Raw genomic sequence first — 25,479 nt, forward strand, 5'->3', positions numbered from 1 at the left:
CGGTCTCCGCGGCCGCGGCACCCGGGCGCCCACCCACCAGGCCTCCGGACCGGCGGGACCTCGTGTTCCGGGTCGAAACGGCGGCGGAGCATTGAACGCCGGTCCGGACGGGCCGCCGGAGGCCAAGGATCCGGCGGCCGCACGACCGGGCCCCTCGGGGCCCCGGAGCACAACCCTCCCCATCCCCAGACGGCTCGGCGATCGGAGCGGTCCGGTCGGCGGGTCAACAACAAGGAGGACCAATGACAGGACAGCCCCAGAGCGGGCGCGCCCGATGGCGGTCGGGCAAAACCGTGGCGGGCGTGTCGGCACTCGCGATGAGTGCCGCCGCGCTCGGCGTGGCGCTCCCCGCCTACGCGGCCGAGGGCTGCGAGGTGGAGTACTCGGTCACCAACGAGTGGAGCAGCGGGTTCTCGGCCAGCGTGTCGGTCACCAACCTCGGCGACTCCCTCGACGGCTGGCAGCTGGAGTGGGACTTTCCCGGCGACCAGCAGGTCACCAACGGCTGGAGCGGCGACTTCAACCAGTCGGGGCAGCACGTGACGGTGTCCAACACCTCGTGGAACGGGACGCTGGACACCGACGGCAGCGTCCAGTTCGGCTTCAACGGCAGCGGCGCCGGCGATGTGCCGTCGGAGTTCACGCTCAACGGGGTGGCCTGCGACGGGAGTACCGGCGAGCCCGATCCGGACCCGACGGAGACGCCCGACCCGGACCCGTCCGAGACTCCCGACCCCGAGCCCGAGCCCGGTGAGCGGGTCGACAACCCGTTCGAGGGCGCGGACCTCTACGTGAACCCCGTGTGGTCGGAGAAGGCGGCCGGCGAGCCGGGCGGCGGCGCGATCGCCGACGAGTCCACGGCCGTCTGGATGGACCGCATCGGCGCGATCGAGGGCAACGACAGCCCGACGACCGGCAGCATGGGACTGCGGGACCACCTCGACGAGGCGGTCGCGCAGGCCGGCGGCCGGCCGATGACCATCCAGGTCGTCATCTACAACCTGCCCGGCCGCGACTGTGCGGCGCTCGCCTCCAACGGCGAGCTCGGGCAGGAGGAGATCGGCCGCTACAAGACCGAGTACATCGACGTCATCGCCGACATCATGGATGACGAGAAGTACTCGGACCTGCGCATTGCGACGATCATCGAGCCGGACTCGCTGCCGAACCTCGTCACCAACGTGGGCAGCCGCGACACCGCGACCGAGAACTGCGACACGATGCTGGAGAACGGCAACTACGTCGAGGGCGTCGGCTACGCGCTGAGCGAGCTGGGCGACATCTCCAACGTGTACAACTACGTCGACGCCGGGCACCACGGCTGGATCGGCTGGGACACCAACCTCGGCCCCTCCGTCGAGGTGTTCCGCGAGGCCGCCACCACCGCCGGCGCCACGATCGACGACGTGCACGGCTTCGCCGTGAACACCGCCAACTACTCGGCCCTGATCGAGCCGCACTTCGACGTCGGCGACACGGTCAACGGCCAGCAGGTGCGCCAGTCCGACTGGGTCGACTGGAACCAGTACATCGACTCGCAGTCGTTCGCGCAGGCGCTGCGCTCCGAGGCGGTGTCGCAGGGCTTCGACTCCGACATCGGCGCGATCATCGACACCTCCCGCAACGGCTGGGGCGGCTCCGAGCGCCCCGACGGCCCGAGCTCGTCGAACGACCTGAACACCTTCGTCGAGGAGAGCCGGATCGACCGGCGCATCCACGTCGGCAACTGGTGCAACCAGTCCGGCGCGGGCCTGGGCGAGCGCCCGCAGGCGGCCCCCGCCTCCGGCATCGACGCCTACACCTGGATCAAGCCGCCCGGCGAGTCCGACGGCTCCAGCGAGGAGATCGACAACGACGAGGGCAAGGGCTTCGACCGCATGTGCGACCCCACCTACGAGGGCAACGTTCGCAACGGCAACAACCCCTCCGGCGCACTGCCGGACGCCCCCCTTGCCGGGCACTGGTTCTCGGCCCAGTTCCAGGAACTGCTGGCCAACGCCCACCCCGCCGTGTAACGAGAGGATGATGTCCGACTAGAGACACTCGCTGTTCGCACAGCAGGCCGTGCCCCCCGGGTCGGTGCCACCCCGGGGGGCACGGCTTCTCGCGTACGCGGCGGCGCGACGCCGCGCAGCGCGGGGCGGCCGACCGGCGCCGCCGGTCAGCCGCGCCGGTCAGCCGCGCTGCGGCCAGGCGGTGGGCATGCCGTCGATGGGGTTCCGGCCGGGGTCGGTCTGCGCAGGGGTGCGCTGCCGGTAGATGTCCTCGGGATCGGGGCCGATCCCGCTGTGGGTTTCCGGGTCCCGCTGGGCGTGCCGCGAGCGGTGCGCCCCCTCGGCGTCGACCGGTGCGCCGGTGCGCACGGCGCTCTCCGAGGTGAACTCGCTCAGCCGCGCGATCTCCTTGGAGAAGGCGTCGCTGGCCGCCTGCATCTGTATCTGCACCGCACGGCAGAACGTCTGGATCCAGGCGACGCGGCGCTCCATCTCCTCCAGGTCGGCGTCGTAGGAGGAGCCCGCGCTGGCGCGGTAGCCGCGCGCCGCCTCCTCGGCGGCGACGCCCGCCTGGTCGCGGGCCTCCACCAGGATGTCGTCGGCCTGCTGGCGTGCCTGGTCGGTGAGCTGGCGGCAGTACTCCTGGGCCTGGGCGACGTAGGCGTCGGCCTGCTGCTGGGCCGCCGAGAGGAGGTTGACCGCGTCGGCGGGCGGCCCTTCGGTGGCGGCGGCGGAGTTGTTCTGCTCGCGGTAGCGCCTGCGCAGCCGGTCGATCTCGGCGCGCAGGCTGGCCTTCTCGGCGTCGCTGGCGGCGATGTCCTCGGCGACACGGCCGATGAACCGCCGGACCTCCTCCTCGTTGTACCCGCGCCGTCCCAGCGGGGTACGGGAGAACTCCTCGGCACGGACGCGCTCTGGACTCAGCCGTTGGTGGGACCGGTTCATCGGACCCGTGTCCTCGCGTGCGGTCACGGATTTCCTCCGCTCGTGCTGGTGCTGTCGAAGTCCTCGTAGCGGACGCGCTCCGTGGCCACTCCCGCCCCGGCGAGGCGTTGGACGGTGCCGGTGACCATGTCGGGCGAGCCGCAGACGTAGACGTCCTCCTGTGACCAGGGCCCGTAGCGCAGCGCCACGTCGACCGCGTCTCCCGCTTCGGCGCCCGGACGCGCCGGCTCGCGCGACACGCACGGCACGACGCGCAGCCACGGGCACTGCCCGGTCATCTCGTGGAGCGCAGGGTAATCGTAGTGGTCGCGGGCGTAGGGCGCGCCGACGAACAGATGGGCCCGGCGTTCGGGCCCGCCGCCGCCCGCCTCGGCGCGCATCTGTTCGAGCATGGCCTTGAACGGCGCCAGGCCGGTCCCGCCGGCCACCATGAGCACGTCGCGGGCACCGGAGAGCTTCAGCCGGTCGCCCACCGGAGGCCCCAGCCGCAGGGTGTCGCCCACCTGCACGCCCTGGACCAGCGCGGTGCTGACCGGCCCGCCGCCCACCAGCCGGACGTGGAAGTCGATGGTGCCGTTGCGGCGCGGCGCGTTGGCGGGGGTGAAGTACCGCCACACGTTGGGCCGCAGGCGCGACTCCACGGCCAGGCTCTGGCCGGGGGTGAAGTCGAGCTCGTACTCGGGCTGGACGGACAGGACCGCGACGTCGGCGGTGCGGCGCTCGTGCCTGACGATGCGCGCGTCCCACCAGGGCGGTGTGCTGCTGGAGGCCTCGTCGGCGGCCTCGGTCATCACCTTGGCGACCAGGCCGTAGGCCTCGCTCCAGTCCTCGGCCAGCTCGGGTTTCCACTCCTGGCCCAGGAAGTGCGACAGGGTGTGCAGCAGCGCCTGGCCCACGGCCGGGTAGTGCTCGGCGACGACGGCGAACTTGCGGTGGTCGCGCCCCAGCTGCTGGAGGAAGGGCACCAGCTCGTCGAGCCGGTCGACCTCGGAGACGATGCGCCCGAGCGCCCCCACCAGCCGGTCGCGCTGGGCCGACATGCTCACGGGGAACAGCCGCCGGGTCTCGGGGTGGGTGAGGAACAGAGTGGAGTAGAAGAAGAGCGGCACTTCGTCGCCGTAGGCCGCGACCTTCTTCCAACTGTCCTTCAGCCGCGTGACATCCACGTATCAGATCCTTACGGAGTGCACCCGGGGACCGCCGCGTCCGTTCGGAGGCGCGTCCGGCACAACCGGGGGCATATGGCAGAAGCGGTCGGCGCAGGGCGCCGGCCGGCACCGCGGGCCGCGGCGGCGCGGATCCGCGGGTGCGGCTCCGGTGCCCGGCCGTGGTGCGCTTGGGTCCTCCGCGGGGGCGGCACCGGGCCCGTCAGGGCCGGCGGCCGACCACCCGGGAGGGTCGTGCCGTGCGGCTCAGTCGGCCGCAGCGGAGGCCTTCTCGCCCGAGCCCCCGACGATGTCGTCGGAGAGCGGAGCGACGACGCCCACGATCTCGTCGACGGTCGCGCCGGGCACGCCGGCGGCCTTGAGCGACTCGATGAGGTGGGCGGCCACCTGGTCGAAGTGGGACTGCTCGATGCCGCGGCCGCGGTGGACCTCGTCCATGGGGCCGCCGTCATAGACGTCCGGGCCGCCCAGGGCGGCACAGAAGAACTCCACCTGGCGGCCCTTGAGCTTGGCCAGGTTGGTTCCCGTGAAGAATCCCGCGAGTTGCGGGTCGTCGAGAATGCGCACGTAGAGGTCGTCGACCACGGCGGCAATCGCCTCGTGGCCGCCAATGCGCTCGTAGATAGTGGCGGAATCGTTCGTCACGATAGGCACCTCAATGGGAGTGGGGAGGGGAAGGAGATGCGTGGGAGAACTCGGTGGTGAACCCTACAGACGCCGTTACCGAATCGTCAAAACCCGTCCCGATCTGGGACGTCTCCGGTGTTCAGAGCGGCTTTCCGGGAGTGTAGGCGTCTCTATGGAAGAGGCCGGAGAGCACCCACTTTGCGGTGGTATGCCCAGTTCAGGGCTTCAGGCCCTTATGCGGCCGCACTGCAGGCATCCGGAGAGTGCGGCACTCGCCCTTGGAATGAGGCACCCAATGCCGATTCGATCCGCATCGATGATCACCGTTCGTATTTTTTAGGTGAAGAACCGAAAGTATCGAACTCCTCCCCTCGCCGCCACAGCTTCCGGATGGTCTGCCGCGATCATCCGGATTCGGAATGCGGATTGACGGCTTTGCCGGGCTTCTCGGCGGCGTCGGCGGGCTGAGCAGGCACGACGGCCGGACCGGCGGACGGAGGGGTCGCGGGCGCACCGGCCGCGACACACGATTGCGCTGCGTAACGCGGGTACCGGGCCCGTGAGACGAGCGAGCCACCAAGCGTGACGGATCGACTGCGGAGACAGGGCGGCGCTCCACGGTCGCAGGCGGGGCCGGATGGCGGCCACCGCACCCCGGCCGGGGTCCGAGGCGGCGGGCCGGCGGGGCGAAGACGGGCGGGGCGGCGGCCGTCACTGCGGCGGGCGCATCCCATACCGCCCGGGCGCCCGCCGCGGACCTCCGGTCGGCGGATCAGCCGACCAGGGGACGGACCTCCTCGGCGGCGAACCGCACGAAGCCCTCGGGGTCCGGCTCATCGGCGGTGGGCTGGAGGACCACGGTGCCGGCACCGGCCTCCGCGCGGCGCCGGACCGCGTCCGCGACGGCCTGCGCGTCCCCGGCCACCGCGACGTCGGGGACCGCGGAGATCCCCTCGTGCTCCAGCTCGGCGGCCAGCCGCTCAGGTGCGCCCGGCCCCGTGGCCGTGAGGACATAGGACACGACAGCGTGGTCGCCGGTCCGGCCCGCCTCGGCACGGCCCTCACCGACGATCCGCAGGGCCTCCCGCACGCCCTCGGTCCCCACGTGCGCGTCGAGGACGGTCCCGTCGGCCACGCGCCCCGTCAGCCGGAGCGTGCGGGGCCCGAGCGCACCGGCGAGCAGCGGGGGCGCGGTCGCGGGCGGCCAGTCCAGGGCGACGCCGTCGAGGCGGACGTAGCGGCCCTCGGTCGTGACGCGCTCGCCCCGCAGCAGCGCCCGCAGCGCCGCGGTGTACTCGTCCAGCAGGGTCAGCGGCGACGCCGCCTTCGCGCCCGCCTGCGCCATCCAGTCCTGTATGCCGTGGCCCACGGCCAGGGTGAGCCGGTCCGGAAAGAGGCGGTGGAGGGTGGCCGCCTCCATGGCGGTCAACGCGACGTTGCGCAGCGGGACGGGGAGCAGGCCGACGCCGATCCGCAACCGTTCGGTCCAGGCCAGGGCCGCGGCCGCGGTGGCGATCCCGCTCTCCAGGAAGCAGTCCTCCCACAGCCAGAGTTCGTCCAGGCCCGACTCTTCGGCCGTGCGGACCACGGAGCGGAGGCGTTCGGGGGGCAGTTGGGGGCGGAGCACCGCGCCGAGGGTCGTCATGCCGCCGTTCCTACCGCGCCCGGGCGGCGGCGGACAACACGGATGTCGGCGACCCCGCGGACTCCCGCCGGGGCTACCGGTCGGGTGCCTCGGCGGTCCGGGAGTGGGCGGTGTGGCCGAGGAACCCGGGAGCCGCCAGGCCCAGCCGGGCGGTCTGCTCGCGGTACAGGCCGATCAGCTCCGACATCGGAACGGGGCGGCGCTCGGCGCGGTGGATGCCGCCGCGCGCTCCGCCCGACCACAGGCACGGCTCCACCCGGATGCCGTGGGACGGGGCCAGGCCGTCGACGTCCTCGCGCCAGCCGGGCCAGCGCAGCTCGCGGCAGAAGTGCTCCAGGCCGCCCGAGAGCACCCACGACAGCCACGCCCCGTGCCCCAGCTCCAGCGGCTCCCATTCCAGGGTGTCGGGCGCGAAGTAGGCGATCTCGCCGGGATCGCCGGGCCGGCCGGCCTCGTCGGCGTCGGGGCCGTTGACGGCGAACACGCCGCCGAGCACGTCGTGCGCGACCACCAGACCGCCCTCGGGCCGCCAGTCGGGGTCGGGTGGTACGGGGAACCCGTTGATCCGCGCCAGGCTGGGCAGCGCCCCGGGGTGGCCGGTCCCCGTTCCGCCGAAGACCCGCAGCCACCCGCAGTCGAGCAGCAGACCGCCCGAGTGGACCACGATGGCGCCCAGCGCCGACCGGACCGTGACCCGCATCTGCAGCAGGGCCGAGCGCCCGCGGCGAGGAGCCTCGGCGGGCAGCACGCGAACGGGGACGGAGCTGCGCGCGAACTCCTCCTCCAACGCGGGCCACGCCGACTCGTCGACGTCGACGGGCTCACCCAGCGCTCGCATGGCCCCATGGTCGCATCGCCCGGGCTCCGTGCGGGAGAGGGTAGTCGCCACCGATTTGCGCCTGACCGGCGAAAACGCCAGGAGAGCGCTCCCAGTCGGCCCTGGAAGTCCGGGACGCGGGCGGCCCCAAGACCGCGCGGCAAAACGGGGTGAACCGGCACCGCGCGGGCGGCGTCCTACCAGGAAACCGTGCAGGGCAGGACACCGGTCCGGCCGCGGCACCCGCCGCCCGCGCCGGCGCCTTCCCGTGCTCCGGCGGCCGCGGAGAGTCTGCACCGCTCGGCACAGGCAAGTGTTGTGTGGCGGGCGGGTCAGGCCGGGTTGTGGTTCTCTGACACCGGGGCCGCGGGCCCGGCGCACCCGTTCCCGGCGCGGTTCCTGTGAAAGCGCGGCACGGCCGCGCCGCGTGGAGGGGAGTCCGCGCTTGACCAGTCCACTGCGTCCCGAAGACCCCGAACGCATCGGCCCCTACACTCTGATCGCCCAGGTCGGCCGCGGCGGACAGGGCGTCGTCTACCTCGGCACCGGACCCGACGGCGAGCGCGCCGCCGTCAAGGTCCTCAGCGGCGAATGGGCCGCCGCCGACCACCGCGTGCGCGCAGGCCTGGCCAAGGAGGTCGAGGCCACCCGCCGCGTTGCGGCGTTCTGCACCGCCGCGGTGCTGTCGTTCGACCTCGAATCCGATCCGCCCTATGTCGCGAGCGAGTACGTCGACGGACCCACGCTGCGCCAGGCGGTGCGGCGCGACGGCCCGCACCGCGGCAGCGCGCTGGACCGCCTCGCCATCGCCTCGGCCACCGCGCTCGTGGCCATCCACGAGGCCGGAGTGGTGCACCGCGACCTCAAGCCCGCCAACGTGCTGCTCGGTCCGGACGGTCCCCGGGTCATCGACTTCGGCATCGCGCGCTCCACCGACGCCACCCTCACCCAGACGGGCTCGATCTCGGGTACGCCCGCCTACATGGCCCCCGAGCAGATCCGCGGCAGGGCCCTCGAGCCCGCGACCGACGTGTTCGCGTGGGCGGGAGTCATGGTCTACGCGGCGACGGGCGCCACCCCGTTCGGGAGCGACGGCACCGTCCACGACATCATCCACAACGTGCTGCACGAGCCGCCCCGGCTCGACGGCGTGGCCGAACGGCTGCGGCCGCTGCTCGCGGCGTGCCTGGACAAGGACCCCGGCCGGCGCCCGACCGCCGTACAGGCGCTGAGCACGCTGATCGGCCGCGACCCGGCCGCGCTCGACAGCGCCGCGGTGACCGCCGTCCTGCACGACGGCTACAGCGCGGCCACCGAGGAGCGCCCCCGCGTCGCCGACACCGCGACGTTCGCCCTGCCGGGTGGTGCGGCCGCGGCTGCGGCCGCCGGCGCCTCCGGGGCGCACGACGGCGATCCCGCGGCGGCCGGCGGCGCGGCAGAGATTGCGGGTCCCGGCGGGCAGCGGAGCGGCGCCGGTGCGGCGGACTCCGAGCGCGAAATCACGGCCGCCGACCCCGCTCTCCGGGAACCGGCCGGTCCCGCTTCCGGAGCGGCCGACGGCGGTTTCCCTACGCCCGAGGGCGCGGACTCCGCCTACCGCGATTCCACGGGCGGAGGCGGAGGGGGCTACCGCGAGCCCGCGGGCGGAGGGTCCGGACCGCCGGCAGGGCCTCCCGGCGACGGTCCGCGCGAGGCGGCCGGGCACGGGCGCGGCCGCGGACGCAGGCGCGCCGAGTGGGGCGCGGCCGCCGCCCTGCTGCTGCTCGCACTCGGCCTCGCCGGCTGGCTGGCCTGGGACCTGCTGCCCGGCCTGGGGCCCGGGACCGCCGACCCCGCCCGCCAGGAGCTGCCGGAGGCCACGGCCTCCGAGTCGTCCTCCCCCGACGCACCGCAGGGAGAGCCCTCCGGGGGCTCGAACGGCACCGAGCAGCCCACCGGGCCGCCCGCGACCGGCTATCCGGAGCACGAGACCGATCCTCCGTCCACCTGGACCCCCGAGCCCACCGGCGACCACAGCCCCGAACCCCACCCCGAACCCGAGGACGACACGGAGGAGAGCGGGGACGGCGGCGACGCCGACGACACCGACCACGCCACGGCCGATCCGCCCACCGATCCCTGAGAACCCGTCCCCACCCCCGGCGCGGGCCCGTGTCCGCGCCGGGGCGGGGCGCAGGTGAACCGACCGCCGGTCGCCGTCGGGGGCGCATGGGGCGGTCACATGCGGGGCCCGCATGCGGGCCCACATGCGGGCTCACATGCGGGCTCACATGGTGTAGCGACGCACGGTCTCCGGGTGGATGACGAGGCGGAGCAGGTCCGCGGCCAGCACGTCGGCGAGGTCGCCGGCGCGTGCGGGGTCGTCGAGGTCCCAGTAGCGAGCGGCCAGGCGCCTGCACAGGTCGTGCGCTCCGTCGGGCTCGACCGCGGTGCGGCCGGCGACCGAAACCCACCGCTCGCGTTCCCCTACGGGCGCGGCGACGACGATTGAGGCGCGGGGGTCGCGGCGCAGGCGCCGCACCTTGAGCGATTCCGTCTCCGTGAACAGCTGGATCGCACCCTCGGCGGTGGCCTCGAACCACACCGGCCGGGGCTGCGGCGGGACCGGCCCCCCTGCCACGGTCAGGAACCCGTGCAGGGGGCGCCGGAGGAGGTCGAGGTCCTCCGGGGTCAGCGAACCGGCGTCGGTACTCATCAAAGCCCTTCCGATAGGCGGGTGCGAACGGATGCGGGGTCGTCGGCCGACAGCGCCCGCCCGCTCGGGCGGGGCGTCGAGGACGACGGCCGAGCGGCTCGGCCGCTGCGGCGCGAACGCCCGGGGCGCGGTGGTGCCGTTGCCCATGACGCCGATTCAACACCCCCGGCGCCGGCGGAACCATGGGCCAGAAGCCGAACCGCCTGCGTATTCGTCTAACCTGGCTGAGGTGGACGTGTTCAGCGACCTGATCCGCGGGGTGCGGGCCCACGGCTCGTTGTTCGGCAGTTCGGCCCTGTCCCCGCCCTGGGCGCTGCACTTCGTGGACGGCGCGCCGCTGACCCTGTGCACCGTCCTCACCGGAGCGGGCTGGATCGTGCCGGAGGACCGCCCGCCCGAGCCGCTTCGCGCCCGCGAGACGGTCGTCGTGCGCGGTCCCGCGACGTTCACCTTCGTCGACGAGGTCGGCACCCGGGCCGAGCCGGTCGCGTGCGGCGAGCACTGCGCGACGCCCGAGCAGGGCGGGACCCGGCACCGGCTCGGCTGGAACGACCGCGGCGGCGACGGTGACGGCCGCGGTCCCACGACCCTGATCGTCGGCGCCTATCCGGTGCACGGCGAGATCAGCCGCCGACTGCTCGACGCCCTGCCCGTCGTGCTGCGGGCCGACGCCGACGGCACGGGCGACGCCGTGCTGGACCACCTCGCCGCCGAGGTCGCCGTCGACACGCCGGGCCAGCAGGTGGTGCTCGACCGGTTGCTGGACTGGATGCTGGTCTGCACGCTGCGCGAGTGGTTCGACCGGCCCGGCGGCGAGCCCCCGGCCTGGTGGGCCGCCCAGCGGGACCCGGTGGTCGGCGAGGCGCTGCGCCTCCTGCACGCCGAGCCGGCGGCACCGTGGACGGTCGCCGCGCTCGCCGAGTGCACCGGGGTGTCGCGGTCGACCCTGGCCAAGCGGTTCGCCGACCTGGTCGGCGAACCTCCGCTGACCTACCTCACCCGCTGGCGCATGGCGCTGGCGGCGGACCTGCTGGTCGAGCGCGAGGCCGCGACCGTCGCGGCGATCGCCCGCACCGTGGGCTACTCCGACCCGTTCGGGTTCAGCGCGGCGTTCAAGCGGGTCCGGGGCGCCAACCCGAGCGAGTTCCGTCGCACCGCAGCCCCGGCTTCTGCGCGACCGGTGCGCCGTCCCGCGGACGGCGGTCGCCCGGCCGAGGTGCCGGATCCGCGACCGGGATAGCGGCTCCCCGGTGGCGGAGTTGTCAGCGGCTGTGCGCGGGCATCTGCGCCCACCGAAAGGAACGCCCCCGCGCCCGGCCCTCTCAGGGCGGGGGTCCGAATGCGCAAACCGGCGGGTCCGGCCGCGCGATTACCGATTCGCGTAGCTTAACCGAATTTCTCCATATATCGCGGATCGGTTCCGACGCGCGGGCTGTGGACAGGCCCGACCCGCGCTGTCCCCCATATGCCATGATCTCAATCGGACGCACGCGGCGGCCGCCCCTGCGGATCGGCGCCTGTACCCCCGGTTCCGCATCACTCCAGGTCGCGCGGCGTGGGAGAGGCGGTCCTCACCGGCGGTCCGTTGAAAGGAAAACCGATGGTGCAGAAACTCAGCCGCAGGCTCGGGCTCCAGACGAACCCGGTCATCTTTTCCGTTTCGGCTGGATTGACCGTGGTGTTCGTCGTCGCATCGATCGCGTTCACCGACGCCATCGACGCGCTGTTCGGCTCCGCGTCGGCGTGGATCCTCACCAAACTCGGCTGGTTCTACATTCTCGGCGTCACGACGTTTCTGATCTTCCTGGTCGGGCTCGCGCTCACCCGATACGGCCGCGTGCGGCTGGGCGGCAAGGATCAGCGCCCGGAGTACGGCACGCTGACGTGGTTCGCCATGCTGTTCGCCGCGGGCATCGGCACCATCCTGATGTTCTGGGGCGTCGCCGAGCCGATCAGCCACTTCGCCGAGCCCCCGCAGGGCGACGTCAGGCCCCAGTCCGTTGCGGCCGCCGAGCAGGCCATGGCCTACACGCTCTACCACTTCGGCCTGCACACCTGGACCATCTTCTGCCTGCCGGCGCTGGCGTTCGCCTACTTCATCTACAAGCGCGGACTGCCGGTGCGGGTGAGCTCGATCTTCCACCCCTTCCTGGGCGACCGGATCAACGGCCCCATCGGACGCGTCATCGACATCACCGCCGTCATGGGCACGCTGTTCGGCGTCGCCGTCTCGCTGGGGCTGGGCACTCTGCAGATCAACAGCGGCCTGTCCGCACTGTTCGGCGTACCGGAGAGCAAGACCTCCCAGGTCGTCATCATCGCGGTGATCACCCTCATCGCCGTCACCTCGGTGTCGCTCGGGCTGGACAAGGGCGTGCGGCGGCTGTCCAACATCAACATCGTCATGGCGGTCGGGCTGCTGCTGTTCATCATCGTCACCGGCGCGCCGCTGTACCTGGTGCGCGGCGTCATCGAGAGCGTCGGCATCTACGCCAGCTGGCTGATCCCGCTCTCCTTCTGGAACGACACGTTCAGCCACAGCGGATGGCAGGGCGACTGGACCGTCTTCTACTGGGCGTGGACCATCACCTGGTCGCCGTTCGTGGGCATCTTCATCGCGCGCATCTCCAAGGGGCGCACGATCCGCCAGTTCATCTTCGGCGTGCTGGGGCTGCCCACCGCCTTCACCATCATCTGGTTCAGCGTCTTCGGGCTGTCGGCCTTCAACATCCAGATGAACGGCCCGGGCGGACTGGTCCACGCGGTGGTCGACCAGCAGGACATCCCGGGCGCGCTGTTCGCGTTCCTGGAGAACTACCCGCTGACCACCCTGGTGTCGGGCTTCGCGGTGGTGATCGTGGCGATCTTTTTCACCACGTCGTCGGACTCGGCGTCGCTGGTGGTCGACATGCTCTGCTCGGGCAGCGAGACCGCGGGGCCCGTGCGCCAGCGGGTGTTCTGGGCGGTGACCGAGGGCGTCGTGGCGGCGACGCTGCTGGCGGCGACCGGGCAGAGCGGCCTGGACGCCCTGACCGAGGTGATCATCGTGGTGGGGCTGCCGTTCTTCGTGATCGGCTTTTTGATGATGGTCGCACTGGTGCGCGCGCTGACCACCGACTGCCGCCAGCCCAGGAGCCCGGAGATCGCACCGTAGCCGGCGACCGCACCCGCCTGCGCCGAACGGGCGCGGGCGGAGTCAGCTCGCCATGTTCCGCGCGGTGGCCGCGGCACCGACCGTGCGCACCGCGGTGGTGAAGTCGGCCCAGGTGATCATGGGGCCGGTGTGCTCGGAGCCGTCGTGCTCGCCGACGGCGTCGAAAATGCTGGTGTAGCCGCGCTCGGCGTAGCCGGGACCGCCCTGGACGGGCAGTCGGCCCCACTCCTTGGTCAGCGCGGCCGCCAGGAAGAGGCCGCGGCCGTCGGGCCGTTCGAGGTCCGGCGAGACCACGCGGGCGGCGGTGCGGGGAAGGTCGCTCCGCGGGCCCTCGTCGTGCACCTCCAGGTGCAGCGCGCCCGAGACCAGGCCGACGAGGCTGATGAACACGGCGCCGCCCGGCTCGCCGGAGGCGCTGTGGCGGATGGCGTTGCCGAAGAACTCGCTGACGACGAGCTCGACCGCGTCGGCGACGTCCGGAAAGGGGCGCATCCGCGTGCGCGCCCAGAGCCGGGCTTCACGGCATTTGTCAGGCGTCCCGGGGAATGTGCGGAACGCCTGCAGCGTGTAGATTCCGACGTCGTCGTCCACTCCGTCGACCTGGGCCATATCGGGCCACCGCCTTAGGGTGCTTGCCGTTCCTCGGGCCAGGGGGGACCAACCGCCCCGATCGGGCCGCCGGACCGTCGCACCGATAGGCCGGGAACGGTCCGCGCTCGCACCGGCCTTGGGCGGCGACCTGGTCGCACCAGCCCCAGAGGAACCACCATCCATCGCCGAATTCTGCCGCACCAGCGGCACTTCGACAACCTTCTCAGCAGATTGTATACACAATTGCGCCGGTTAAACGATCTTCACGGGATTTCCACCCCGATGACCTCCCGGCCTGCTGCAAGTCTAGTCGGGAGCGCTCCCAAACCCCAGAGTGTCCGGTAAAACTTGCCAGATGTCGGACATCGACCGAAATCGTGAGTCCTCTGAAAGTTTTCTCGACGCGAAGCGCGCCGACCGCGGCGCTAGCCTTTAGGCGCAGACCGGACCCCGACCGGCCACGGGAGCAGCGATGCCAGTTCCGCTCGTCATCGACACCGACACCGCCCAGGACGACTGCGTCGCCCTGCTGGTCGGGCTGCTGGACGACGAGGCCGACCTGCGGGCCGTCACGACGGTCGCGGGCAACGTCGGGTTCGAGCGCCAGATCCGCAACGCCTTCCTCACCCTCAACGCCGCGGGCCGGCTGGGCGAGGTGCCGGTGCACGCGGGCTGCCGGCGACCGCTGATGCGCCCCTGGGTCAGCGCAGAGAACGTGCACGGCGACGGGGCCGGCGGCCTTTCGACCGACGTCTCCGACCTGTCGGTCGCGGACGAGCACGCCGTGGACGCGCTGGTGCGGCTGGCCGCCGAGAACCCCGGCGAGCTCTCGGTCGCGGCGATCGGCCCGCTGACCAACATCGCCTCCGCCGCTCTCAAGGACCCCTCGTTCGCCGCGAACGTGCAGACCCTCTACATCATGGGCGGCTCCAACAACGGGCGCGGCAACATCACCCCGGCGGCCGAGTTCAACTTCTACGTCGACCCGGAGGCCGCGAAGGCGGTGCTCGCGGCGGGCTTCGAGACGGTCGTGGTGCCCTGGCACCCCCTCACCCTGGAGCGGGCGGTGTTCGGCCCGGCCCAGCTCGCCCGGATCGCCGAGCTGGGCACACCGCTGGCGCGGTTCTTCACCCGCATCTGCGGGCCGACCCTGGAGTTCGACCGCAGCGTGGGCATCGACGGCACGACCCACCCGGACTCGCTGACCGCGGCGCTGCTGCTGCACCCCGAACTGGTGCGGGCCAGCGCCCGCTACAACGTCGATGTGGAGACGAGCGGCGAGATCACCCGCGGATACTCGGCCATGTCGTGGGGCGTGCACGGCCTGGAGCCCAACGCCACGGTCGTGGAGGACGTCGACGCCCAAGAGTTCTTCGACTACCTGACGGAACTCCTCTCCCGCCCGGTGAAGCCCCGGCGGCCCATCGCGGGCCTGGAGTAGGGCGCTCGGCGCCGCCCCGCCGCGGCCGCGCGCTCTTAGTGCACGCGCACCGCGAGGCCCTCGTAGTCGACCACGACGCCGTCGCGGTCCACCGAGAGCACGAAGGCCCCGAAGGCGGTGTCGCGGTACTCGTAGCGGTCGCGGCCCTCGCTGGGGTACAGCCGGGTGTAGCGCTGGCCGAGCCGTCGCACCCGCAGGCTCGGCACGTCGACCCACACCGCCGAGATGTCGCGGTACTCGCCCGGGCGCAGCCCCAGCCGCCGGATCGGCAGGGTGTTGGTCAGCGGGGTGGCGGCGACGTCGATGTCCGCGCAGCCGTCGAGCTCGGGCACGCGCACCCCGTCCACCGACCAGCCGCCGGCCTGCCGCGCCAGCTCGACGGCGCTCGCTCCGCCGGAGGAGAGGACCTCCACCCGCGCGCTGCGGCTCGACCAGGCGAGGTCGGCGTGCACGGTGACGCGGGTGGAGAAGCGGTCGCCGCCGTCGGCGACCGTCTCGCCCGCCTCCAGCCGGTACCCGCCCGGTTCGGCGAGTACCGCGCCGACCCCGAGTCCGGCCGAGACGTCGACCCGCGACCAGGCGACCGGATCTGCGGTTGTGGAGGACATACAACCGTTTTACCGGTACGCCCGGTTACACGCCAGAGCCCGGCTGTCATGGCGGAGCCGACACGGCCGGGACCAGCGCCGCGCCGCTTCCGCCCGCCCACGGCAGAACGACGGCGGCCGCACACGCCGGGAGGGGCGTGTGCGGCCGCCGTCAGCGGTCGCTCCGTGCGCGGACTAGCGCTGGGCGGACGCGGTGCCGGGGGAGGAGAACTCGATCTCGACCCGGTCGAAGTCGGCCTCCATCTCGGGCGTGGCACGGCCGACGTACTGGAAGACGAAGATGCCGATCAGGCTGACGACCACCGCCGGAACCATCGCGTACAGACCGGTGCCGAAGGCGTCGATCGAGAGGGGGCCCAGGTGGACGCCGTCGTTGTCGAGCACGTCCCACAGGATGGCGGTCACGCCGCCGCCGATCATGCCGGCCAGCGCGGCGGCGCGGTTCATGTTGCGCCAGTACAGGGACAGCAGGATGACGGGGCCGAACCCGGCGCCGAACCCGGCCCAGGCGTAGCTGACCAGGCCCATGATGGTGTTGTTGCCCGACAGGGCGATGGCGGCGGCCACGACCGCGATCGCGATGACCGCGCAGCGGCTCGTCCACACCAGCGCCATCGTCGAGACGCGGCCCCGCAGGAACAGCCGGAAGCCGTCCTCGGTGACGGCCGAGGCGCCGACCAGCAGCTGGGAGTCGGCGGTGCTCATCACCGCGGCCAGGATCGCCGCAAGCAGCAGACCGGCCACCCACGGGCTGAGCAGGGCCTGGATGAGCTGGGCGAAGACCTGCTCCGGGTCGTTCAGCGGGGTCTGGAAGTACACGGCGCCGGTGAAGCCGAGGACCAGCGCCATGAACATCGCGCTGAAGGCCCAGGTGACGCTGATGGCGCCGGCCTTGCGGACGTCCGTGGCCGCGCGGATGCCCATGAACCGGGCGAGGATGTGCGGCTGGCCGAGGTAGCCGATGCCCCAGGCCAGGCCCGAGATGATGACGATCGGCGCCAGCGCGTCGCCCATGCTCCCCTCGACGCCGCCGAGGACGTCGGCGATGCTCCCGGCCTCACGGGCCGGGTCGGAGGTGATCGCGACGATGCCCACGATCGGGACGATGAGCAGCGCGATCCACATCATCGCGGCCTGGACCACGTCGGTGAGGCTCACGGCGAGGAAGCCGCCGAGGAAGGTGTAGAGGACCACGATGGACACGCCGACGACGATCGCGAGGGCGCTGGGCATCCCGAAGACCTGGTTGAACAGGCCGCCCATCGCCACGAGCCCGGAAGCCACGTAGAAGAGGTAGAACACCAGGATCAGCACCGCCGACACCAGGCGCAGCACGCCGCTGCGGTCGGCGAAGCGGTTCTCGAGGTAGGAGGACAGCGTCAGCGAGTCGGAGTCGCCGCCGCTGCGGGCGTCGGTGACGCGCTCGGTGTAGACGCGCAGGCGCCCGGCGATCAGCCACCAGCTGGCGGCGAAACCGATACCCAGTCCGACCGCGATCCAGGCCTCACCCAGGCCCGAGAGGTAGATGGCGCCGGGCAGGCCGAGCAGCAGCCAGGCGCTGAAGTCGCTCGCGTTGGCGCTCAGGGCGGCGACCCAGCTGTTGAGCTTCCGGCCGCCGAGCACGAAGTCCGACTGCGACCTCGTGCGGTTGTACACCCCGATCCCGATCGCGATCATGACGACGAAATACGCGGCGAACGTGGCGATCGACGCCAGCATCGACGTATCCATCGGCGCTCCCTTCTGTGCTGGCCGGTCGTCGGGCAATGCATGGATACTCCCGGTCGATCGCGGTTGCGGGCAATGACCGATATGGAAGTGAGGACGCCTTCGATACCGCGCCGAGTCCTGCGCACGGCACACTTGTCCGATTGCCGCAAGGCGCCGGGCCGCGATTGTCTGATCGCACATGGATCGTCCGAGACCTCGTCGGATCGGACACGGCGGGCGCCGACCGTTCGGCACCGGCCGTTGACCCCCGCATACGTCTGTGACCGGCAACGCCACCGGCCGCCCGGTGCGGGCGCCAGAGGGCGGGCCCAGCCCCCGCAACGGGCGGGGCCGCGGAGGCCGGCGCGGACCCGGGACCGGCCGGGCCGCGCGCCGCCGGGGGCGCGGGAACGGGGCCGGGAAAACGACGGGCCGCCGCCGGGGGCCGGATGGTAGGACGGGGGGCATGAGCCTCCTGCACGTCTTCGACATGGACGGGACCCTCATCCGCGGCACCAGCGCAGCGGTACAGGTCGCGCGCATCTGCGGCACCGAGGCGGAGCTGCTCGACCTGGAGCGCGCGTTCAGCGCCGGGGAGATCGACACCACGGCCTTCTCGGCGACCCTGCACGCCCTGTGGTCGGAGCTCACCGAGGACCACGTCGAGGAGGCGTTCTCCGGCGCGCCCTTCCTCGACGGGATCGCCGAGGTGTGCGCCGACATCCGGGAGCGCGGCGAGCACTCGATCGTGATCACGCTGTCCCCTGACTTCTTCGCCCGGCGGCTGCTCGGCTTCGGGTTCGACGAGGTCGCGGCGTCCCGCTTCCCGCCCCTGCCGTTCACCCGCCCGCTCGACCCCGACGCGGTCCTCGTGCCGCAGGACAAGGTCCGCATCGTCGAGGAGGCCCGGACCTCGGCCGGGCTCCCCCTCCACAACTGCGTGGCCTACGGCGACTCGATGTCCGACGCCCCGCTCTTCGGCCATGTCGCCCACAGCGTCGCGGTCAACGCCGACCACCACCTGGCCGGGATCGCCCGAGCGGAGTACCGCGGCACGAGCCTGCTCGACGCCTACAGCCGCGGCCGCGAACTCGCCGGAGCGGCCTGACGCGGGCGCTCCGAGCGCACAGCCGCAGCACGCGCGCGGCCGCCGCAGCGCGCAGGAGCGCCACCCCGAGGACCGCCGCGGCGACCGCACCCAGCGGACCGGCCGCGTCGGGCTGCCACAGCCCGACACGGCGCAGGTCGGCCACGCCCGTCGCGGAACGCGGTAGGGGCACGGCCCCCGACCAGGCCGCCACGACTCCGCCGAGGGCCCCGGCGGCCGCCGCGACGGCGCTTCGCCGCCGAGTGGGCCCGCCTGCGCCGAGGGCGAGTCGGCGCGCGGCACCATCGCGGTCGTGCCCCACTCCGCCCTCCGCGTACCGCTTCCCCTCGACGACGAGCGGCGCTCGGAGTACCGCGTGATGCAGGCCTTCGGCGGGCGCTCACTGGAGAATCCAGGCCTGGCCGAGATCGCTGCGGCCGCCTCGGCCCGGCTGCGCGGGGAGATCGCGACCGCGGTGACCGACGGCACGGAGTGCGGCCAGGTCGAGCCCGGCGTCGACCGCCCGCGGCCCCGGCCGACGCCGGCCCGGGCCGGCGTCGGCGGCCCGGCCTCACGGACTCCTGGGCACCGGGTGACCGCCGACCGACAGCGACCGCACCCCGTTGATCTTGTAGCCAGCGCGAAGGAAAGCGACTTCCGTTCTCGATGGCTACAAGATCGGCGATGGTGTGCCGGCTGCAGCCGCGTGGCCGCCCGGTCGCCCGACGGTCGCTCAGCGGCCGTCGGGGTGGTCGTGCTGGTTCCAGTCGTCGAGCAGGCGGTCGAAGGCGTCCTCGCCGAGTCCCAGGTCCATCCGGATGCGGAACCTGGCGCGCAGCAGCTCCAGCAGCAGGTCGTGGATGTAGGACGACACGTCCTGGTGGCGGAAGCGCTCGATGCCCAGGGTCGCCCAGGTCTGGGCGCCGCCGAGGTCGCCGTGGGCCTGGAGGGTCTCGGCGATGTGGATGAACGTGGGCAGGTTGCGCGGCCCCTCGGTGCGCAGCCGCTCCAGTTGGGAGTAGGCGGCGTCGATCATGTCCAGCTCCAGCAGGGCGCCGGCCTGCAGCGCGCGGGCGTCGACGATCGTCGTCCCGCCGTCGTCGATGGCGCGCTGGTAGGCGGCCGAGGCCCGTTCGAACTCCTGGGCCATCTCCCACTGCTCGCCGGCGCGCACGAAGACCTCGGCGCGCGAGATCTCGCTGTCGGAGTCGACGCTGTTGGCCAGGCCGAGGAGCTCCAGTGCGACGTCGACATGGTCGCCGGACTGGACGGCACGGAATTCCAGCCGGTCGAGATCGGCCGTCGTCACACGGGTCACTGCCACCCTCCCTCGCTCCCCAACATCATCGCTGCACGGTGGGCGCGCCCGCCGCTCACCCCCGGGCCGCGCGTTCCAGCGCACCCCAGAACCCCTGCCGCAGGGCCTCGCGGACCTCGTCGCGCAGCAGGAAGTCGATCGGCAGCGCCGATCCCTGCAGCAGGCGCGCCTCCAGGTCGGAGGGCATCCGCGGGCGGCGCACCAGGACCGCCTCCATCCACAGCGCGGGGGCGTCGCGGGCGATCGACTCCGCGAAGTCGTGCCCTTCCCGGCGCGCGACGTTCACAGCGTCGTCCATCGAGTGCGACGACCCTCCGGGCGGAGGCGGCCCCACGCTGGGCGTGGGGTCGGTGTACGGGCCGTGCTGGAGGCGGTGGTCGGGCTGGGGGCCAGTACCCGCGGCGGAACCTGACCGGGTTCCGCCGGGGCTCCCGAACCGGGAGTCAACTTCCGTACTGGCCCCAAAAGTAGGGTTTGGCCCGGTGTTACCTCCGAACCCCGGGTTCTCGCCGGTGTTCGGCCCGTACCGGGGATCCGGTGCGGGCGGTGGCGTGTTCCGGGCGGGCGGGTTCTCCCGGTCGTACCCGTGGCCGCTCATCGAGGGGTGGCCGCCCGTGGGATGGCCCGGGACGGGGTGCCCCCCGGTCGGGTGGGGCTGCTGCGGGGGGTGGCCCCCGGTCGGCGGCCCCGGCTGGTGCTGCGGAGGCGCCTGGCGCGCCTGCGGCGGTCCGTAGGGGGTCTGTGCGCCGTGCATGCCCGGGTGCGGACCGGTGTTGGCGGGCATCCCGTAGCCCGGGTCGCCCCCCGGCTGCTGGCCGCCCGCCATACTGCTGTGCGCGCCGGTCCCGCCCATGTGCGGAGGCGTCTGCCCGCCCGACGGGAAGCCGTTGGCGTCGATCGGGCCCGAGGGTGAGCGCTGCGGATCGACGCCGCCGGCGCCCTGCGGCGCGAGGTGGTCGCCGCCGCGCTGCTGGGCGATGCTCTGCTGCATCGCACGCAGCTGGTCCATGGCGCTGCCGGTCATGGCCGGCTGCCCGCCGGTACCGGCGAAGGCGGGCTCGTAGCCGCCCGACGGCGCCGCGGCGGGCTCGACCCGGCCCGGCTGCGGTTTGGCGGCCACCGGGCGCCGCGGCATCTCCGGCGGACTGTGCGAGCGCCCGTTACTCAGCGGCGCCGTGGTCTCGGCCGCGTCGTCCTCTCCCGCGCCCGCCAGCAATGTGACGTGCGGGCGCAGGTGGCCCGCGCCGATCTCGATCAGGTCGTCGCACTCGCGGCGCAGGGACCGCGAGATCGTCCAGTTGCCCTCGACCGAGATGTGCACGGCGGTGACGCGGACGCCGAGGTCCTGGACGTCCGAGACCACCTGGGCCATGTCCTCGTCACCGCTGACGAGGACCGCCTCGCACAGCACCCCCGTGCGTGCGAGCGTGGTCAGGTCCCGCTGGACGTAGCTCTCGACGCCCTCCCGTCTGCCGGGACGGATGCGCGCGGCTCTGAACTTGATGCCGGGGATGTCCGCGATTCCGTCCTGCTCCTGGGTGCGGCGGCCGTCGGCGGTCGCCTCGTACCAGTAGCAGCGCAACAGCGGGAGCTGCGTGCGGTCGCGTGCCACTTCGTTGAGGAGTTGCACGAGTCCCGCGTAGTCCCATGACACGGAATCGCGGTTGCGGGTTCCGTGCACTGCCATCGCACCGTCGGCGAGGAGGTAGCCGGCGTCTACGAATAGCGCGCAGCGATCCACGCGACACCGCCCCTTCCCGTTGGTTGGTCTGCCGGGGCGATTACCACGCTCCCGGTCCTGTCGGCGTCCGGCGCTGAGCCGTTGGACAGGCCGGGCCACAGCCTAGCCAAGTCTGCGCGGCTTTGTATGCCGCCTCGCCACCGGCCGCCGCTCCCCGGCCCCATGTCGCCCCAGGCAGGCGGTGCGGCGTGACCCGCGACCGTGCGGGCGGGCCGGACCGCCCGAGCGGCGGACGGGCTGTGCACGGCGTACGGCCGGTCCGCTCCGGCGCGCGCCGGCCCCTGCAGCGGACCGGCCGGCGAGGCAGTGCCCGCCGCGGCGGAGAAACCGGCGCTCTGACTGCTCTGACCTGGACGGAAGCCGCCGGGCGGGCCGCCCTTGCCCAGGCCGGGCGGGTGCGCCGGCGGTCCGCCGCCGGGGGCGCCTCCGGGCGGCGCGGGCCGCCCTGCCCCGGGAGGCGGGGCGGCGGGCGGCTGCCCCGCGCCCGGCGGATCGAACTGGGGCGGGTCGAACGGCGGAGGCTCCGCGGGCGGGTTCCCGAGACCGGGCGGGTCGAAGTGCGGCGGCTCGGGCGCCTCCGGCGGGCCCGGCGGGTTCGGCGGGTTCGGCGGGTTCGGAGCTTCGGGGGCGTCCGGGACGTCCGGCGGCGGAGCCGGGGCCTCCGGCGCCTCCGGCGGCCCGGGCCCCTCCGGCGGCGCCTCGGACTTCTCCTCAGGCGGCGGCGCGCTCGCGTTGACCTCCCGCTGCGGCGGGTCGTCGGCCGGGTCCGGCGGGTCCGGCGGGTCCGGCTGCTCGGCGCTGTCGGGCGGATCGCCGGCGGGCGGCGGAGCCGGCGGCTCGGGCGCGGGAGGCTGCTCCTCCGGCGCGGGCGGCGCGGCAACGGCGGGCGGGGCCTCCGGCGGGTCCATCGGCTCCTCGGCGCTCACCAGCGCGAAGGCGACGGCGGCCACCGCCGCCGTGACGGCTCCGCCGCCGGCCGTGGCCTGCTGCACCCGCTTGGGCATCCGCTGCCACCATCCGGCGACTCCGGCCGGGATTCCGCCCGCCGCGGCGAGGTAGCCCGCCGCGGCCGGGCCGGCCACCAGCGGCAGCACGATCCCCCGCAGGCCGACGTTGACGTCCATCAGCTCGGCGTAGACCTCGCGGCAGGTTCCGCAGCCGTCGAGGTGCCGGTCGACGTCGGCGGTGTCGCGCTTGGCGAGCCCGCCCCGCACGTAGGCGCCGAGTCTGCTGACCGCCGGACGGCAGGCCTCGGCGGCGCCCCCGGCGAGGTGCATCTGCAGGTACGCCTGGCGCAGCCCTTCGCGCGCCCGGTAGGCCAGCGCCGCGACGCTGTTGGGGTTCATACCGAGGCTGGTGGCGGCCTCCGCCGGTTTGACCCCCTCGATCTCGGTGTACCAGAGCACCGCCTGCCAGCGCTCGGGCAGCGACAGGTAGGCGCGGGCGATCAGCGAGCGCTCCAGTCCGGCCAGCGCCGGGTCGACGAACGGCTCGCCGGAGTCGAAGACGTCCATGTCGTCGGTGACGACCTGCTTCTTCTCGCCGCGGAACCGGTCGTAGACGACGTGGCGCACGGCGGTAAGCAGGTACGGGCGGAAGCCGTCGGCCGGCCCTCCGCCGCGCCCCAGCAGCGCGAGTACGCGCGCGAAGGTCTCGGCGACGGCGTCGTCGACCTCGCTCTCGCTGCGCACCAGCTGGCGGGCGAGGCCGCGGGCTGCGCCGACGTGGCGGGTGTAGAGCTCCTCGAAGGCCTCGTTGTCGCCTTCGCGAACCCGCGTCAGCAGCTCACCGTCACCGACGAGCAACTCCGTGTCCTCGACGTGGGGTTCGGTCATGCGCCGCCCTTCCGCTCTGCGGTCCGCAGTGTGTGGTTCCCGCCCCGGTTCGGCCGTGTTCGGCGGGGCTGACAGGTCGTGCGGGCTCCTGCTGGAGGGGGCGATCCGAGGGGATGGCGCGGGCGCAGGAGCCCTTCCGCAAAAAATGTTCCCGCACTCGCGTCATGACCGCCACCCAAGTCCGTGATTAAGCGTGAAGGCGCTGAGGCGCCGTGCACCGGACGACGGGAGCAGAGCACCGATGTGGGGATGCGACACCGGCGGCTTCGAGTTGTGCGACGGCCTGACGACGGGCCGGCGGCTGCGCGAGGTGTGGGGTAGGCGCAGCCGCGAGCGGCGGGCCGAGCCGCACGAGGACTGGTGGACACCGGCCGTCGACGCCGTCTGCACCGCGGTCGTCGAGGGGAAGGGGCTGGCCGAGGCCTGCGGGCGGCTCGGACAGGCCCGGGCGCGCGCGGGCACGACCATCAGCGGTGCGCTCGACGACCTCGCGGCCCTCTTCGACGCACTGGGCGACGCCCAGCCTCCGTTCGACATGGTCACCGCCCTGGCGGCGGGGTGGGAGGACGGCGGCCGCTCCCGCGAGGACTGCCGCGACCCGCTGACCGGGCTGGCCAACGCCGCCTACCTGCGCACCAGGATCAGCGAGCTGTACCGGGGCGCGCCGCATCCCGCGGCGGGCGGACCGGCGGCGCACCGGCTGGTCGCCGTGGCGCTGCCCGAAGGGCTGGACCCCTGGCGGCGCACGGCGCGGCTGATCGTGCTCGGCCACGAGCTGGGCCGGTTCTTCGCCCGGGGCGAGTCGCTGGCCCTGGTCGGCCGCAGCAGGATAGCGGCGCTCGCTCCCGCGGACGCGGAGCTGCGGGAGCGGCTGCCGCGGCTGCACGCGGTTGCGCGGGACGAGCACGGCGCCCGCGTGTGGAGCCTGGCGCTGCCTCCGACCTGCGCATCGGCCCTGGCGATGGTGCAGGACCTGGGGAGACGGACGACCGACGACACCGACTGACCGCCAACAACCGGCCACCGGCCACCGGCCACCGGCCACCGACAGATCAGACGATTCCCGACGCCGCCGGAGCGCGCGGCTTCGCCAGAGGGGGGCGGGGCCCGCGGCCGGCGGCCCGCCGGCCGAGAACGCGCCCGTTGAGGGGCGGGCGCCACCGGCCGGCGTGTGCCGGAGCTCACGGCTCCGGCTCAGCCACCGGCATGGCGGCGGTCTTCTGGCCCCGAGGAGAGGGCGGCCGCACACGCCGGCCGGCGGCTGGGGGCGCATCGGCGCCCCAGGAGGCGCGTCCGCATGGGGAGGCGGGCGCGCCTCCGCATCCGCTTCGGCGGAGCCGAGCCGCGGCGGCGCACGGAGGGGGGCGCCGCCGCGGCACCCGGGTCGACGCCGGTCCGGGCCCCGCCCGGTTCCGGGCACCCGAATGCCGCGACGGCGGCGCGTCGGAAACGGCGCGGCGTGCCCTCGGCGCCCCCGGATGCGGCGGGTTACGCGGGCGCATCCGGGCGGCGGCACTCCCGGCGGTTCCGGTCGTGGGCCGTCCCCGCGGAGCCCGCGCACTCCGCCCGTTCGCGCTCGCGCCCGCCGGTCCCCGGCGATCCCCCGCAGCGGACTCAGAGCATGCTCAGCAGCTCCAGCAGGCCTGCGGCCAGCGCCTCGTCGCCGGCGTCCCCCTCGGGGGCGCCGGCATCGCCGCGGTCCAGAACCGGCCAGCCGCGCAGCCCTGCGAGCCGCGCGCAGGCGGCCGGTCCGCCGCCGGTGAGCAGGTAGCCGCAGGGCGCGTCGGGCCAGTCCGCGGCCATGGGCAGCGCCTCGGTGTAGAACTCCGCCGGCCGCTCGCGCTCGGCGCCCGCCGCACCGGGATCGGGGACTCCGTCGCCGAGCTGGGCGGCACGCAGCTCGGCGCGGGAGTGCGAGCCGTGCTGGGGCAGCAGCGAGTCGGCGATCAGGTACGCGGCCACCGGGCGGTGGGCCGCGCGCTGGGCGGCGCCGATCTGCGGCAGCAGCGGCCCGGCCGCACCGCGGGCCGCCAGCACGACCGGCGAGGGCGGAGCGAGCCTGCGGATCTCCAGCGCGGCGCGGGCGATGTAGCGGGCGGCGTAGG

General features: G+C 73.6%; 20 protein-coding genes and 1 pseudogene. 8 read left to right on the forward strand and 13 right to left on the reverse strand.

Going from position 1 to position 25,479, the window contains the following annotated elements; all coding sequences use genetic code 11:
- Positions 1 to 242: 242 nt before the first annotated feature.
- Positions 243 to 2,015 carry a glycoside hydrolase family 6 protein gene (locus tag ABD284_RS05075; RefSeq protein WP_344141210.1) on the forward strand — a complete coding sequence of 591 codons (1,773 nt, stop codon included), beginning with the start codon at positions 243 to 245 and terminating at the stop codon, positions 2,013 to 2,015.
- A gap of 159 nt (positions 2,016 to 2,174) precedes the next feature.
- On the opposite strand, the gene ABD284_RS05080 is transcribed toward ABD284_RS05075, so the two are convergent.
- The 5 genes from ABD284_RS05080 to ABD284_RS05100 all read right to left on the reverse strand — a co-directional run bounded on the left by ABD284_RS05080 (position 2,175) and on the right by ABD284_RS05100 (position 7,215).
- Positions 2,175 to 2,966 (reverse strand): DivIVA domain-containing protein, encoded by a 792-nt coding sequence (locus ABD284_RS05080; RefSeq protein WP_344141211.1) that lies wholly within the window; start codon positions 2,964 to 2,966, stop codon positions 2,175 to 2,177.
- On the reverse strand, positions 2,963 to 4,105 hold the full coding sequence (locus tag ABD284_RS05085) for a globin domain-containing protein (RefSeq protein WP_344141212.1): 1,143 nt from the start codon (positions 4,103 to 4,105) through the stop codon (positions 2,963 to 2,965). Before ABD284_RS05085 ends, ABD284_RS05080 begins: the two co-directional genes overlap by 4 nt.
- A gap of 246 nt (positions 4,106 to 4,351) precedes the next feature.
- Positions 4,352 to 4,750: a group I truncated hemoglobin gene (locus ABD284_RS05090; RefSeq protein WP_344141213.1), complete on the reverse strand. Its 399-nt coding sequence runs from the start codon at positions 4,748 to 4,750 to the stop codon at positions 4,352 to 4,354.
- Between the two features lie 754 nt (positions 4,751 to 5,504).
- On the reverse strand, positions 5,505 to 6,377 hold the full coding sequence (locus ABD284_RS05095) for an LLM class flavin-dependent oxidoreductase (protein ID WP_344141214.1): 873 nt from the start codon (positions 6,375 to 6,377) through the stop codon (positions 5,505 to 5,507).
- A gap of 73 nt (positions 6,378 to 6,450) precedes the next feature.
- On the reverse strand, positions 6,451 to 7,215 hold the full coding sequence (locus ABD284_RS05100; protein WP_344141216.1) for a DUF2625 family protein: 765 nt from the start codon (positions 7,213 to 7,215) through the stop codon (positions 6,451 to 6,453).
- 424 nt (positions 7,216 to 7,639) lie between these two features.
- Between ABD284_RS05100 and ABD284_RS05105 the strand changes: the two genes are divergently transcribed.
- Complete coding sequence (locus tag ABD284_RS05105; RefSeq protein WP_344141218.1) at positions 7,640 to 9,316, forward strand: serine/threonine-protein kinase; 1,677 nt, start codon at positions 7,640 to 7,642, stop codon at positions 9,314 to 9,316.
- 144 nt (positions 9,317 to 9,460) lie between these two features.
- Here the strand turns inward: ABD284_RS05105 and ABD284_RS05110 are convergent, their stop codons facing one another.
- Complete coding sequence (locus ABD284_RS05110; protein ID WP_344141220.1) at positions 9,461 to 9,889, reverse strand: pyridoxamine 5'-phosphate oxidase family protein; 429 nt, start codon at positions 9,887 to 9,889, stop codon at positions 9,461 to 9,463.
- A 229-nt stretch (positions 9,890 to 10,118) separates the two neighbouring features.
- Here ABD284_RS05110 and ABD284_RS05115 point away from each other — a divergent pair, with 229 nt between their 5' ends.
- Together ABD284_RS05115 and ABD284_RS05120 are read left to right on the forward strand one after the other, a co-directional pair.
- Complete coding sequence (locus ABD284_RS05115; RefSeq protein ID WP_344141221.1) at positions 10,119 to 11,129, forward strand: AraC family transcriptional regulator; 1,011 nt, start codon at positions 10,119 to 10,121, stop codon at positions 11,127 to 11,129.
- A gap of 360 nt (positions 11,130 to 11,489) precedes the next feature.
- Positions 11,490 to 13,043 carry a BCCT family transporter gene (locus ABD284_RS05120; protein WP_344141223.1) on the forward strand — a complete coding sequence of 518 codons (1,554 nt, stop codon included), beginning with the start codon at positions 11,490 to 11,492 and terminating at the stop codon, positions 13,041 to 13,043.
- Between the two features lie 42 nt (positions 13,044 to 13,085).
- Here the strand turns inward: ABD284_RS05120 and ABD284_RS05125 are convergent, their stop codons facing one another.
- The gene (locus ABD284_RS05125; RefSeq protein WP_344141224.1) at positions 13,086 to 13,652 is read right to left on the reverse strand and encodes an ATP-binding protein; all 567 of its coding nucleotides are present in this window, start codon (positions 13,650 to 13,652) and stop codon (positions 13,086 to 13,088) included.
- A 454-nt stretch (positions 13,653 to 14,106) separates the two neighbouring features.
- Here ABD284_RS05125 and ABD284_RS05130 point away from each other — a divergent pair, with 454 nt between their 5' ends.
- Complete coding sequence (locus tag ABD284_RS05130; RefSeq protein WP_344141225.1) at positions 14,107 to 15,075, forward strand: nucleoside hydrolase; 969 nt, start codon at positions 14,107 to 14,109, stop codon at positions 15,073 to 15,075.
- A gap of 35 nt (positions 15,076 to 15,110) precedes the next feature.
- Here the strand turns inward: ABD284_RS05130 and ABD284_RS05135 are convergent, their stop codons facing one another.
- Together ABD284_RS05135 and putP are read right to left on the reverse strand one after the other, a co-directional pair.
- On the reverse strand, positions 15,111 to 15,683 hold the full coding sequence (locus ABD284_RS05135; protein ID WP_344141226.1) for a putative glycolipid-binding domain-containing protein: 573 nt from the start codon (positions 15,681 to 15,683) through the stop codon (positions 15,111 to 15,113).
- A gap of 174 nt (positions 15,684 to 15,857) precedes the next feature.
- Positions 15,858 to 17,414: a sodium/proline symporter PutP gene (gene putP / locus ABD284_RS05140; protein WP_344141227.1), complete on the reverse strand. Its 1,557-nt coding sequence runs from the start codon at positions 17,412 to 17,414 to the stop codon at positions 15,858 to 15,860.
- Between the two features lie 445 nt (positions 17,415 to 17,859).
- On the opposite strand from putP, the gene ABD284_RS05145 reads away from it, so the two are divergent.
- Both ABD284_RS05145 and ABD284_RS25740 read left to right on the forward strand, forming a co-directional pair.
- Positions 17,860 to 18,501 (forward strand): HAD family hydrolase, encoded by a 642-nt coding sequence (locus ABD284_RS05145; protein WP_344141229.1) that lies wholly within the window; start codon positions 17,860 to 17,862, stop codon positions 18,499 to 18,501.
- Positions 18,502 to 18,793: 292 nt separating this feature from the next.
- A pseudogene (locus ABD284_RS25740) lies at positions 18,794 to 18,988 on the forward strand (TetR family transcriptional regulator C-terminal domain-containing protein); the annotation flags it as partial.
- A gap of 225 nt (positions 18,989 to 19,213) precedes the next feature.
- Here the strand turns inward: ABD284_RS25740 and ABD284_RS05150 are convergent.
- From ABD284_RS05150 to ABD284_RS05160, 3 genes are read right to left on the reverse strand one after another with little or no spacing between them, the layout of a single operon-like run.
- On the reverse strand, positions 19,214 to 19,798 hold the full coding sequence (locus ABD284_RS05150; protein ID WP_344141230.1) for a tetratricopeptide repeat protein: 585 nt from the start codon (positions 19,796 to 19,798) through the stop codon (positions 19,214 to 19,216).
- A gap of 55 nt (positions 19,799 to 19,853) precedes the next feature.
- Positions 19,854 to 21,539: an NYN domain-containing protein gene (locus ABD284_RS05155; protein WP_344141231.1), complete on the reverse strand. Its 1,686-nt coding sequence runs from the start codon at positions 21,537 to 21,539 to the stop codon at positions 19,854 to 19,856.
- The gene (locus ABD284_RS05160) at positions 21,515 to 23,374 is read right to left on the reverse strand and encodes a sigma-70 family RNA polymerase sigma factor (RefSeq protein WP_344141232.1); all 1,860 of its coding nucleotides are present in this window, start codon (positions 23,372 to 23,374) and stop codon (positions 21,515 to 21,517) included. The genes ABD284_RS05155 and ABD284_RS05160 overlap by 25 nt, the downstream gene beginning before the upstream one ends.
- A 241-nt stretch (positions 23,375 to 23,615) precedes the next feature.
- On the opposite strand from ABD284_RS05160, the gene ABD284_RS05165 reads away from it, so the two are divergent.
- Positions 23,616 to 24,380, forward strand: coding sequence for a hypothetical protein (locus tag ABD284_RS05165; RefSeq protein ID WP_344141233.1), 765 nt, complete (start codon positions 23,616 to 23,618; stop codon positions 24,378 to 24,380).
- Positions 24,381 to 24,988: 608 nt separating this feature from the next.
- On the opposite strand, the gene ABD284_RS05170 is transcribed toward ABD284_RS05165, so the two are convergent.
- Positions 24,989 to 25,411 carry a hypothetical protein gene (locus tag ABD284_RS05170; RefSeq protein WP_344141234.1) on the reverse strand — a complete coding sequence of 141 codons (423 nt, stop codon included), beginning with the start codon at positions 25,409 to 25,411 and terminating at the stop codon, positions 24,989 to 24,991.
- Positions 25,412 to 25,479 lie beyond the last annotated feature (68 nt).

Origin of the sequence: Streptomonospora arabica (assembly GCF_039531585.1) — a bacterium.
Lineage (GTDB): Bacteria > Actinomycetota > Actinomycetes > Streptosporangiales > Streptosporangiaceae > Streptomonospora > Streptomonospora halophila.

Excerpts from the sequence above, each read along its gene's own strand:
- ABD284_RS05165 (WP_344141233.1), top strand. The coding sequence starts at position 23,616 with ATGTGGGGATGCGACACCGGCGGCTTCGAGTTGTGCGACGGCCTGACG.
- ABD284_RS05135 (WP_344141226.1), bottom strand. The coding sequence starts at position 15,683 with ATGTCCTCCACAACCGCAGATCCGGTCGCCTGGTCGCGGGTCGACGTC.
- ABD284_RS05100 (WP_344141216.1), bottom strand. The coding sequence starts at position 7,215 with ATGCGAGCGCTGGGTGAGCCCGTCGACGTCGACGAGTCGGCGTGGCCC.
- putP (WP_344141227.1), bottom strand. The coding sequence starts at position 17,414 with ATGGATACGTCGATGCTGGCGTCGATCGCCACGTTCGCCGCGTATTTC.
- ABD284_RS05125 (WP_344141224.1), bottom strand. The coding sequence starts at position 13,652 with ATGGCCCAGGTCGACGGAGTGGACGACGACGTCGGAATCTACACGCTG.
- ABD284_RS05075 (WP_344141210.1), top strand. The coding sequence starts at position 243 with ATGACAGGACAGCCCCAGAGCGGGCGCGCCCGATGGCGGTCGGGCAAA.
- ABD284_RS05110 (WP_344141220.1), bottom strand. The coding sequence starts at position 9,889 with ATGAGTACCGACGCCGGTTCGCTGACCCCGGAGGACCTCGACCTCCTC.
- ABD284_RS05120 (WP_344141223.1), top strand. The coding sequence starts at position 11,490 with ATGGTGCAGAAACTCAGCCGCAGGCTCGGGCTCCAGACGAACCCGGTC.
- ABD284_RS05145 (WP_344141229.1), top strand. The coding sequence starts at position 17,860 with ATGAGCCTCCTGCACGTCTTCGACATGGACGGGACCCTCATCCGCGGC.
- ABD284_RS05095 (WP_344141214.1), bottom strand. The coding sequence starts at position 6,377 with ATGACGACCCTCGGCGCGGTGCTCCGCCCCCAACTGCCCCCCGAACGC.
- ABD284_RS05160 (WP_344141232.1), bottom strand. The coding sequence starts at position 23,374 with ATGACCGAACCCCACGTCGAGGACACGGAGTTGCTCGTCGGTGACGGT.
- ABD284_RS05130 (WP_344141225.1), top strand. The coding sequence starts at position 14,107 with ATGCCAGTTCCGCTCGTCATCGACACCGACACCGCCCAGGACGACTGC.